The organism is Winogradskyella sediminis (genome assembly GCF_003387355.1).
Taxonomy (GTDB): domain Bacteria; phylum Bacteroidota; class Bacteroidia; order Flavobacteriales; family Flavobacteriaceae; genus Winogradskyella; species Winogradskyella sediminis.
In genome coordinates, this window is the sequence record NZ_QUNH01000002.1 from 832,514 (window position 1) to 845,310 (window position 12,797).

Annotated in this window: 4 protein-coding genes; all 4 read left to right on the top strand. The window is 35.2% G+C overall.

Annotated features, from left to right (window positions below; translation table 11 throughout):
• Positions 1-324: 324 nt before the first annotated feature.
• Genes C8N41_RS11115 through C8N41_RS11130 form a run of 4 tightly spaced genes read left to right on the top strand, consistent with a single transcriptional unit; the run spans position 325 to position 12,763 of the window.
• Positions 325-7,071, top strand: coding sequence for a polyketide synthase (locus C8N41_RS11115; RefSeq protein WP_115839309.1), 6,747 nt, complete (start codon positions 325-327; stop codon positions 7,069-7,071).
• A gap of 41 nt (positions 7,072-7,112) precedes the next feature.
• Positions 7,113-11,102: a non-ribosomal peptide synthetase gene (locus C8N41_RS11120; protein WP_115839310.1), complete on the top strand. Its 3,990-nt coding sequence runs from the start codon at positions 7,113-7,115 to the stop codon at positions 11,100-11,102.
• Between the two features lies 1 nt (position 11,103).
• Positions 11,104-11,988: a thioesterase domain-containing protein gene (locus C8N41_RS11125; RefSeq protein ID WP_115839311.1), complete on the top strand. Its 885-nt coding sequence runs from the start codon at positions 11,104-11,106 to the stop codon at positions 11,986-11,988.
• Positions 11,978-12,763 (top strand): 4'-phosphopantetheinyl transferase family protein, encoded by a 786-nt coding sequence (locus tag C8N41_RS11130; RefSeq protein ID WP_115839312.1) that lies wholly within the window; start codon positions 11,978-11,980, stop codon positions 12,761-12,763. The genes C8N41_RS11125 and C8N41_RS11130 overlap by 11 nt, the downstream gene beginning before the upstream one ends.
• The last annotated feature ends 34 nt before the right edge of the window (positions 12,764-12,797 follow it).

Here is a 12,797-nt window from a genome sequence, read left to right on the forward strand (position 1 = left end):
GATATAATACAAATACATTATTTCTTTAGAATGCTGTGAAAAAAACATGGTGTTTATAAAAAAAGTTTATATTAGTGCTTTATTAGTCAGTAGGTTAAAAGATGTTTTAATGATCATATGATGTTTATTAAAAAAAATCCGTTGACACGAATCGAGAAGATGGTTATTTAACTGAGAAAAATGTTATATGGCTAAAATGTTTCGTCTAAATGAAATATTAATCTTAATTTTATTCTATCCCTAATAAATCCCTCTATTTATAGATTAATTAAAATATAAGATTGAGTCAAAAGCTTGATTCTTAAAATGTTGTAATATTATACTATGGATTTAACCAAACCAGAGATAATTGAATTATTAGAGGAATTTAATACTACCAGTTCAGAGTTTCCACATGATAATACAATTGTAGAAGTATTTGTAAAACAAGCAAAGCAAACGCCAAACCATGTTGCAGTTGTTTTTGATACTAAAGAGATTAGTTATAAAGCCTTAGATGCAATTTCTAATCAATTTGCAAAATACTTAATAGCCAATCACCATATCGGTCTAAACGATTTTGTGGGCTTAATGATTGAACGCAGTGAGTGGATTGTAATTAGCATTCTAGGTATACTTAAAGCAGGTGCTACGTATGTGCCTATTGATATAGATTCTCCTCAAGTTAGAAAAGATTTTATCAAAAATGATAGCAATTGTAAATTCACTGTAAACGATTCTATAATTCAAGATTTTATAGCTTCACAATCGCAATACGATACCGAAGCACTTTTAAATATTGGGTCATCACCAAATGATCTAGCTTACATTATGTATACCTCTGGTACTACAGGCAACCCAAAAGGGGTAATGATAAGGCACATATCTGTAGTGAACCTCATAACTTTTCAAACCAGAAATTATGGTTTAGATAGTACAGATAAGATTTTACAATTTTCAAACTACTTTTTTGATGCCTCTATAGAGCAAATCTTTTTAGCATTATTAAATGGCGCAAGAACTATTATCGTAGATAAACAGACTATTAAGGATTATACAATTTTAGATTTTATTGAAAAACATGAGATAACCCATTTAAATAGTACACCTAGTTATTTGGAAACGATTGCGGATTTATCTCAAATTAGATCACTTAAAAGAATAGTAGCAGGAGGTGAGACCTGTTCCTTAAAATTAGCACAAAAGTTGAGTCAAATTTGTGATTTTTATAATGCATATGGACTGACCGAAACTACCGTAACCTCTATGCTTTATAAGTATTCATCAGACGATGATTACGGTAATTTACTGCCAATAGGAAAAACGATACCTAATACAAAAGCTTATATCTTATCTGAAGATTTAAAATTATTGCCAGTTGGCGCTACGGGAGATTTGTATTTGTCCGGAAATGCATTGGCCAAAGGCTACTTAAATTTACCAGAACTTTCTTCAAAAAGTTTTATAGAAAATCCATTTGAGCCTCAGAGCGTCATGTATAGAACAGGAGATTTGGCAAAATGGTTGCCTGATGGCAATATTGAATTTATTGGTAGAAAGGACGACCAAGTTAAAATTGGAGGCTACCGATTAGAGTTAGGTGAAATTGAAGCTGCGATTCTAACACTTCCAAATATTAAGAGAGCTTGTGTTATTGCCAGTAACTATTTTGAAGAGGCAAAATTAGTTGCGTACATTGAGTCTGAAGATTTGGAAAAAGACTCTAATAGTATACGTCAGCAATTATCAGATATTCTACCTGCATACATGATACCTGCCCTCATAATGTGGGTGGACGATTTTCCGACAACAACTAATGGTAAAATTGATAAAAAAAATCTGCCAAATCCTGAGTTCCAAAGACCAGCTGGCGCTCCACCTTTAAAGAAGCCTAAAACTGATACGGAAAAAGCTATCGCTAAGATATGGAGTGCTACCTTACACATTCCACAAGTAGGTATTGATGATAACTTTTTTGAAATGGGAGGCAATTCACTCTTAACACAAAAAGTAGCCGCTTTAATAGCAGAGCGCCTTAATCTAAAAGTACCTGTGACTAAGATGTATCAGTTCCCTACGATTTCTGGGTTAGCTAAATTTTTAGAGAAAGATCAAAATAAATCAAGGTTTTTAGGGGAACAACGAAAGACCAAACGGCAGGCTAATAGTGATATCGCCATTATCGGAATGGCAGGACGATTTCCTGGTGCATCTACCATAGATGAACTTTGGGATGTCCTTAGAGAAGGTAAAGAGACCATATCATTTTTTACACCTGAAGAATTAGATAAAAGTATTCCAGAATCGATACGTAATAATCCACTTTATGTAGGAGCAAGAGGTATTGTGCCATCCGCAAAAACCTTTGATGCAAAATTCTTTGGACTCAATCCTAAATTGGCGTCAGCCATGGATCCTCAACAACGGTTATTTTTAGAAATATCGTGGGAAGCGTTAGAGCAGTCGGGATATCTACCAAATCTCTATGATGGTAAAATAGGAGTGTTTGCAGGGGTCTATACGAATACCTACTTCCTTCATAACGTATTTCCGAACAAAGAATTGATGAATCAAATTGGCGAAGTACAAGCCAATACAACTAACGATAAAGACTATATTGCAACGCGTACAGCCTATCATTTAAATCTAAAAGGACCTGCTGTAAGTGTACATTCGGCTTGTTCTACATCCTCATTAGCAATTGCACAGGCAGTAGAATCTATAAGGAACGGTCAATGTGATGTGGCTTTAGCTGGTGGTTCTAGTGTTACTTCACCGATGTACAGCGGTCACTTATATCAAGAGGGTTCAATGTTAAGTGCTAACGGACAATGCAGGTCATTTGATGCTAATGGCTCAGGAACCATGTTTTGTGATGGTGCAGGTGTAGTACTGCTTAAAAGTTTAGAAGATGCTGAACGCGATGGAGATATAATTCATGGTGTAATTAAAGGTATTGGTGTTAATAATGATGGTAGTGATAAAGGGAGTTTCACAGCTCCGAGTGTTGAAGGTCAAGCAGGAGCCATAAATAGTGCGCTATTAGATGCAGATGTAAAACCATCACAGATAAGTTATATAGAAGCACATGGAACTGCAACTCCTCTAGGTGATCCGATTGAGATTGAAGGACTAAAGTTAGCTTTCGGAGAGCAAGATGCCATAGGGTATTGTGCTGTAGGTTCTATTAAAAGTAATATAGGGCATCTTACAGCAGCGGCAGGTGTTGCGGGAGTAATAAAGACAACCTTAGCATTGAAGTATCGTCAAATTCCTGCATCATTAGGATTTGAAAAACCTAACCCGTCTATAGATTTTGAAAATAGTCCGTTTTTTGTAAACAATAAATTAAGACCTTGGGAATCTGATACATCCAGGATTGCTGGAGTTAGTTCATTTGGAGTCGGTGGCACTAATGTGCACATTGTTTTAGAAGATTATAAATCCAAAGGTAAAGCCTCAGACTCAGGTAGGCCATTACAATTGTTGGCATGGTCTGCAAAATCTCAAAATAGCCAAGAGGGTTATAAAAATGCCTTATCCGATTTTATAAAAACAAACTCAGATGTAGAACTTGCTGATATCGCTTATTCTTTAAATGCGACACGAGATGTCTTTCAAAACCGAAGTTTTGTTTTAGCAGAAAGCCATATTAAAGCTAGTGCTACTTTAAGTTTAGACGCGTCCAAATTGGTTAAAAGCAACACTTTAAAAATTATTCCTAATGAGTTAGCGTTTTTATTTCCAGGGCAAGGTTCTCAATACCTAGACATGGGAAAAGCTCTATATGAAAGCGAAACTGTTTTTAAAGCTGCCGTAGACCATTGTGCCGAATTATTGCAAGACGAATTAAAATTAGATATCCGACAAATAATATATCCAGAAGTACAAAGTACTGAAGCGGAATTTCAATTAAAAGATACAAAGTTTACGCAACCCGCATTATTTGTGATAGAATATGCATTATCACAACTTTGGATGAGTTGGGGAATTAAACCAACATTACTATGCGGTCACAGTATTGGAGAATTTGTTGCTGCGCATTTAGCAGGCGTCTTTACCTTAGAAGATGCACTACATCTTATCACAGTTCGTGGAAAACTAGTCAGTGAGTTGCCAGGTGGTAGTATGCTTTCAGCACGAACCAATATGGAAAGTTTAGAGAATTTATTGCCAGAGACATTATCTATCGCGGCTATAAATTCTGATAAATTAATAGTGATATCTGGACCTGATGTGGAGATTGAACAGTTCTCTAAAGTCTTAAATGATAGAGGTATTGCAAACAAACTTTTATTAACAAGTCATGCATTCCACTCTTCCATGATGGATCCTGTTTTAGATACATTTGAAGAGGAAGTGAAAAAGATGACACTTAGTGTACCAAGGTTACCTATCGTATCGACAGTTACTGGTGATTGGCTTACAGACGCTGAAGCAACGAGTTCTCAATATTGGACAAATCATTTACGTGATACAGTGAATTTTTCAGGAGCGATGGAAACTGTATTAAGTTTAGACGATCCTATATTATTAGAAATTGGTCCTGGACGCGCATTGAGCACTTTATCCATGCAAAAGAAGGGATTAAAATCATTAGCATCTATTTCAAGTTTATCTATTCCTAAAGATGGAGAAACAGCATATCATACGGTGTTAACAGCTTTAGGTGAATTGTGGTTGAATGGAATAGAGCCTAATTGGAAATCTTTTTATGAAGGCCAAGAACGATCTAAAGTTTGGTTACCATCCTATGTTTTTGATCGTAAGCCTTGCTGGGTAGATCCACCAATAGTTGAAGGTACTATGAATAATGATATCAATAATAGCACTGTGACCAACACAATTAATACGGAACAAAATATAATTAACGAGCCCAAAACCAATATCAATACTAAGATTATGAGAAAACCAATACTTCTTAAAAAAATAGCGGATATTATAGAAGATAACTCTGGAGTTGAAATAGAAGCGAATGAAGCTGATCAAAGCTTTCTAGAACTAGGTTTAGACTCACTAGTATTAACACAAATGGCTATTACGTGTAAAAATGAATTTAATGTTCCTATCACTTTTAGACAACTTAACGATGAGTTTGGCTCGCCTAATTTACTGGCTGAACACTTAGATAGTGTATTGCCAGCAGAGGCTTTTGTGCCAGCAACTAATGATGCGGCACCTGTACAACAACAACAACAACAACAACAACAACAACAACAAGTACCAATGCAGCAACAAATACCGATACAACAGTCGGCACCTGTTGCTCAAAATGTGCAAAATACTTATGCTGTGTCTCAAACCGGACAGAATCCGGCATTAAATCTAATAGCTCAGCAATTACAACTATTAGGACAACAATTACAATTGTTACAAGGAGGAGTGAATAATGTAGCGACACCTCCACCACCTGTTTCAAACACGCAAAGTAGTGCCACTACAAATGAGGTGAAGAGTGCTTCTAAGACTGTATCTCCGTTAATAAATACTAACGACGATATTAGAACTGAGGAAGAAAAGAAAGAACATCAAAAACCTTTTGGAGCTTCTCCAAAAATTGATAAGCAAGCGATAGGATTAAGCCATGATCAAAGTTTGTTTTTAAAGAATTTAACAAAGCGCTATAATACTAAAACGGCTAAAAGTAAAGCATATGCGCAGCACCATCGTTCTAAGATGGCAGATCCTAGAGTGGTTTCTGGGTTTAAACCTTTAACTAAAGAGTTGGTATATCCGTTGGTTATCGAGAAATCTTCGGGCAATAAGCTTTGGGATTTAGATGGTAATGAATACATGGATATATTAAATGGATTTGGTGCTTGTTTATTTGGACATCAATCCGATTTTATAAAAGAAGCTTTGCACCACCAAATAGAACAAGGTTTTGAAGTTGGTCCACAACACCCATTAGCAGGTGAAGTTTGTGAGTTACTTTGCGAATTTACAGGTCATGATCGTGCAGCATTATGTAATACAGGTTCAGAAGCTGTATTAGGAGCTATGCGTATTGCTAGAACGGTAACAGGTCGTTCGTTAATTGTTGCTTTTTCACGTTCGTATCATGGTATTAATGATGAGGTCATTGTGAGAGGTTCAAAAAAATTAAGAACATTTCCTGCTGCTCCAGGTATCCTTCCTGGTGCGGTTCAAAACATGCTTATTTTAGATTATGGTACAGAAGAAAGTTTGACCATTATCAAAGAGCGTGCTCACGAAATTGCAGCAGTATTAGTAGAGCCTGTTCAAAGTCGCAGACCAGAGTTTCAACCAATAGAATTTTTAAAAGAAGTACGAGAAGTCACTAAAGCATCAGACACAGTTCTTATTTTCGATGAAATTATTACTGGTTTTAGAATGCATCCAGGTGGAGCTCAGGCCATATTTGGTATTGAAGCAGATGTTGCTACTTATGGTAAAGTTATCGGTGGAGGTATGTCGATAGGTGCTATTTGTGGTAAAAGAAAATATATGGACGCACTCGATGGTGGTTTTTGGAAATTTGGAGACGATTCTTTTCCAGAAATAGGAGTCACTTATTTTGCAGGAACATTTGTACGCCATCCGTTAGCGTTAGCCGCATCCAAAGCATCTCTGAATCACTTTAAAAATAAAGGAATAGCTCTACAGAATGGTTTGGCAGCTTTAACAGAACGATTAGCTACGGAACTCAATAGTTATTTTAAAAATAATAGTCTTCCAATGGAAATCACCTATTATCGTTCATTATGGAGGCTTAAGTTTTTAGAAGACATTCCATACTCCGAACTGTTTTTTGTATTAATGAGAGAAAAAGGATTCCATATTTGGGATGGCTTCCCTTGTTATATGACAGAGGCGTTTTCTGAAGATGATATAGATAAGTTAATTAGAAACATTGTTATTAGTGTAGAAGAGCTTATTGCTGTAGATATTTTTACTTCAGAATTAAATGGTCATGAACATAATCAGGTGAATCAAGAAAGTTATTCAACCAAAGAATTGAATACTCCACCTGTGCCTAATGCACGTTTAGGGATTGATGCTAATGGTGATCCAGCATGGTTTGTTAAAGATGAAAAAAATGAAGGAGAATTTCTTCGGATAGATCTATAGAATATAAATTTTAAATAATACGTCCAACCCGTTTTATAAAAATGATATTACAACCAAATGACATCAAACGTCAACAAGTATTTAACCCCTTTAAAGGACCGCAAATTGAAAAGGTAATTTACGCCACACAATCGCAAGCCGAAATATGGATTGGATGCCGATTGGGAGGAGAAGATGCTAATAGATCTTACAACGAGTCCGTTTCTGTTTTCTTAGAAGGAGATTTAGATACCACTGCATTAGAATATGCCATAGCCCAATTAGTAAATCGTCATGAATCGTTACGCGCTATATTTAGTTCAGACGGACGTTTTATGAGTATCTTAAAAGAGGTGTCAATCCCTATAGATTACACCGATCTTTCACATTTAAATACTGCCGACCAAAACGCTAAAATTGCCGATTACATTTTAGAAGACGCTAATACAGTTTTCGATTTAATGAATGGTCCATTATTAAGAGCAGGCTTAATAAAAATAGAGGACCACAAACATCAATTAGTACTCACAGCACACCATATTATATGCGATGGTTGGTCTACAGGTATAATGATTGAAGAACTTGGAATGTTATATTCGTCCAAAGTGTCTCATAAAAACATTAAGATTCCAGAGGCCATTCCTTATAGTGATTATGCCGATGAACACCAGATCTTTTTAAAAAGTAAGGAATTTCGTGAAACGGAAAAATTTTGGTTAAAGCAATATCAACCACATGTACCTCAGTTAAATATGCCGACGGATTTTCCAAGGCCAGAGGTACGTAATTATAAAAGTGATCGTCTCGATTTTCCATTGCATAGCGATTTATTGTCTAAATTAAAGAAAACAGGTGTACGTGCTGGTAGTAGTTTTGTAACCACTTTAATGACTGCTTTCGAATTGTTTCTTTGCAAACAAACGGGGCAAAATGATATCGTTTTAGGTTTACCTGCTGCAGGCCAAGCTGTTTCCGGAAAAACGCAATTAATAGGACATTGTGTTAACCTTTTACCATTGCGAAGTAAGGTCGTTTTAGAGCAACCGTTCAATGCTTATTTAAAACATCGTAAATCTTTAATGTTTGATGCTTACGACCATCAACAATTAAGTTTTGGTCAATTACTTCAAAAATTGGCAATTGCTAGAGATCCATCGCGTATTCCTCTAGTTCCCGTTGTTTTTAATATAGATATGGGAATGAGTGATCAGGTGTTTTTTGAAAATTTAGATTTTAAGATTAAAGCGAATCCAAGAACTTATGAGGCTTTCGAATTATTTTTAAATGCCAGTGGATCGGAGGATGATTTTGTTTTAGAATGGCAATATAACGCCTCTTTGTTTTCAGCATCTACGATTGAAAAAATGATGCAGTCATTGGTAGATATCATAGAGAAGATTGTGGACAACCCAGAACGTCCTATCTCCGATATTATTAAAGTTGATGATTCAGATTATAAAGCGCTGAATGCAACTGAAACGTCCTATTCTAATTTGCCATTGCATGATTTATTAATGCAACAAGCGCATAATTTACCAGATAAAAAGGCGGTTAAATTTAAGGACAGTGAAATTTCCTATCAGAACTTAGAACAACAAGTGAATCAACTTGCTAATAGTCTTAAGGAAAAAGGAATACAAAAAGGAGATTTTGTTGGGGTTTCATTACCGCGTTCAATTGAGCTCTTAGTGACCTTATTAGCCATTATGAAATGTGGTGCAGCTTATTTGCCTTTAGATCCTAACTATCCAAGTGATAGATTAGATTTTATGATTAATGATTCTGAAGCCAAAGTTTTAATTACCGTTAAAACATTCGCTAAAACATTAGAAACAAAAGCTACCAAGTTATTTGTTGAAGATTTATTTTCTGATTTATCTAAATACTCCATAGACCTTTTGGATGTTAAAGTACATCAAGATGATATTGCTTATTTGCTCTATACATCTGGATCAACAGGAAAGCCTAAAGGAGTACAAGTATCTCATAAGAACGTCGTTAATTTCTTGAGTAGTATGGCCAAAGAGCCAGGGATGAAGGAAACAGATCGGCTATTATCCATCACAACTATTTCTTTTGATATTGCAGGTTTAGAATTGTTTTTGCCATTATTAGTGGGTGCACAATTGGTTATTTCTGATGACGATACCGCAAGAGATGGCCGATTAATGCTAGACTTGCTTCAAGGGGAAAATATCACAATGATGCAAGCGACTCCAACGACATGGCAAATGTTGTTAGATTCGGGTTGGGATACTGCATTTCCTATTAAAGCATTGTGCGGAGGCGAATCTTTACCATTAGCCTTAGCAAAAAAGTTACTGAGCAAGGTAGATGAACTTTGGAATGTTTATGGGCCAACTGAAACTACAATTTGGTCCGCTGTAAAGCAAATTAAAGAAAAAGATGATCTAATTACCATTGGTAAACCTATAAATAATACACAGCTATATTTGTTAAATGATCAAAACATGTTGGTTGGTACAGGTGTTGTAGGCGAATTGTGTATTGCTGGTGATGGAGTTTCAATGGGCTATTGGAAGCGTCCAGAATTAACAGCGGAAAAGTTTATACCCAATCCGTTTGATACCAGCACAAGCAAAATGCTATACCGTACTGGAGATTTAGGAAAATTATTGCACACAGGTGAGGTTCAATGCTTAGGACGCATAGATGATCAAGTAAAAATAAGAGGGCATCGTATAGAGTTAGGGGAAATAGAAGAAGTTATAAATGGTATTGAAGAGATTGAATCTTCTGTTGTAATGATAGACCAAGAACGTCTTAAAGCATTTGTGATTCCTAATAATACGTACACGGCTTCTCCAAATTCTGATGATATATGGAAAAACCATTTAAGGGAAGTATTACCAGTATATATGGTACCCAATGATATTGTTTTAATAGACGAGTTTCCAACGACATTAAACGGTAAAATTGATAGAAAAGCGTTATTACAAAACACTTCAGAAACGTCTGGTGATGTTAGCCTGCATACCGAGCCTAGAACTATAACAGAACAGCTTGTGGCTGATATTTGGGAAGAATGTCTTAAAATTAAAAATATTAGTGTTTTTAGTGACTTTTTTAAACTTGGAGGCCATTCGTTAATAGCAGTCCGTGTTATGGCGTTATTAGAGAAAGAAACAGGACGGAGATTTCCATTGGCAGCATTAATGACGCATTCTACCATTGAAAAACTTGCTCATTATATGGATATGGATTCTAATGCTGTGACTTGGAATTCGCTTGTACCAATACAGCCCAAAGGGAAGAAATCACCCTTATACATTGTGCATGGTGCAGAACATAATGTTATGATATTTAAACTTCTGTCTAATAATTTGGATAACGACCAACCTGTGTATGGCTTGCAAGCTAAAGGGTTGAATGGTGTAGATGAACCTTTAGCTACCGTTAAAGAAATGGCTGCACACTATAATTCTGAAATTATTAAAGCAAATCCCGATGGGCCATATACTTTAGCTGGTTATTCTTTTGGTGGTGTCATTGCTTTTGAAATGGCTAGACAGTTATTAGCGCAAAACAAAACGGTGAAAAGAGTGATTTTATTAGATAGTTATGTATATCCTTATTATTGTTGCTCTAATCCTACAGCGAAAAAAATAGCCCGAATGAAATATAAGATGGCTATGCTTGTTTTTATGACCAAAACAATGTTTCGAAATAAAGCTAATTTTAACCGAAGAATTCAGTTGTTTAGAGAGGGATTAAAAAACACTTATCTAAGAATGAAATTAGGGAAAGAGGCACAACATAAATTAGTAAAAGGTTGGCCTTATAAATTAGATCAGATGCATAATAATGCCATAAGGAATTATCACATTTTGCCTTTAGATATTAAGGTAGACTTATTGAGAGTCGCTGAAGATGATATTTTTTATGCACACGATAGAGATTTGCTTGGCTGGGAGCCTATTGCTAAAGGTGGTGTAAATAAACATGAAATTCCTGGGAATCATATTAATATGCTTTCACCACCAAATGATAAAAAGCTAGGCCGAATTGTACAAAAAATATTAGATAATTGACATGGAGCCTGTAAATGAATATAACATATTACAAGCTTCAGATCTGTCGTTCTGGGATGGTGAGTTTACGTTTTATTCTTTAATTCCTTTACAACCCAATGGTCATAAAGCACCTTTGTTTATAGTGCATGGTGCAGATTATAATGTATTAAAATTTAGTGCTCTAGCAGATGTTTTAGGAAACGATCAGCCCATATATGCTTTACAGGCTAAAGGTCAAAAAGGCGAAGTGCAACCACATAATAGGGTAGAGGAGATGGCATCGCGTTATATTTTGGAAATTGAATATATAACTCAAGGTCAACCTTTTGTTTTAGGAGGTTTCTCTTTTGGAGGTATTATTGCTTATGAAATGGTAAAACAGCTAAAAGCCCAAGGAAAAAGTGCAAAGAAGTTGTTGTTATTTGATAGTTATGTTTATCCAACATACTATTATTCGCATCCACGCCGTAAAAAAATGGTTTCGTGGTTATATCTCATAGCACAATTAGGATTTATGGGATTTAACATGTTTAGCAGTGTTCCTAATTTTAAACGACGGGTTCATTTATTAAAAATTAAATGTCGAGGTGTATATTTAAAATTTAAACATGGCAGTGAAACACAATACCAATTGCAATTTAATCGTTCAGCAAAAATTGATGAGGAACATACTTTGGCTTATCAAAAATATCACATAGTTCCACAACCTATTAAGGTGCATTTGTTTTGGTCCACTAAGAAATTGTATTTTGCTCATGATTATAATTGTTTGGGTTGGAAAAACATAGCATTAGCTGGCGTTCAAAAGTATATTCTACCAGGTAATCATTCCGAAATGTTTCTATATCCTGTCGTAGAGGAGTTAGGTGCAAAACTGAAAATTCTTTTAAATAATGACGATTAAAAATTCTGAAAGCACCTTGTTTTGTGGTTATTCTGAAGTTGCAGAAGCACGTCAACAAGTGTTGGAACATAACCCTAAAGCCATCAAATTATTTAAAATAAAATTGTCTCAATATAGCGATGTTATTGATGGATTGTCTCGAGCATTAACACCTCTTGAATTAGAAAGAGCTCGTAAATATCATCAAATAAAAGACTCTAATCGCTTTATCATATGTAGAAGCTTTCTCAAAACTATTATCGCTCAAAGAAACCATTTAAAAATCTCGGATGTATGTTTTGAAAAAAGTAATAATCATAAACCCTTTTTTCCTTTAGATCCATCCTTATTTTTTAATGTGTCTCACGCAGGTGATTTTGCACTAATAGCCATTGGTGATTGTGAGTTAGGTGTTGATGTTGAGTATATAAACCCTAAGTTTCAATATAACGACATTCTTCCTACTGTGTTTAGTGCTGATGAAATAAAATTTATTCAGGATTCGGATCTTGAAAGGCAGGCTTTTTATAAATTATGGACAAGAAAAGAGGCCATCGTTAAAGCAACAGGAAATGGTATTGATGAAAATTTTATTAAAATTCCCGTTATTGATGGTTGTCATAAAATATCGAGTTCTTTGGTTAATGAGTTTAAAAACTTAAGAGTTTCAAGTTTTAAATTAAACGATGATTATATAAGTTCTTTAGCTATAACAAGAGATGATACTAGTATCGATAGTATAATGTTTCAAGGCAATCCTAGTTTAAATGACGTAGCCGCTTTAATAGAATCTTAGTACTATTAGATGCTTGTAACATATGTTACTAACG

Excerpts from the sequence above, each read along its gene's own strand:
- C8N41_RS11115 (WP_115839309.1), top strand. The coding sequence starts at position 325 with ATGGATTTAACCAAACCAGAGATAATTGAATTATTAGAGGAATTTAAT.
- C8N41_RS11120 (WP_115839310.1), top strand. The coding sequence starts at position 7,113 with ATGATATTACAACCAAATGACATCAAACGTCAACAAGTATTTAACCCC.
- C8N41_RS11125 (WP_115839311.1), top strand. The coding sequence starts at position 11,104 with ATGGAGCCTGTAAATGAATATAACATATTACAAGCTTCAGATCTGTCG.
- C8N41_RS11130 (WP_115839312.1), top strand. The coding sequence starts at position 11,978 with ATGACGATTAAAAATTCTGAAAGCACCTTGTTTTGTGGTTATTCTGAA.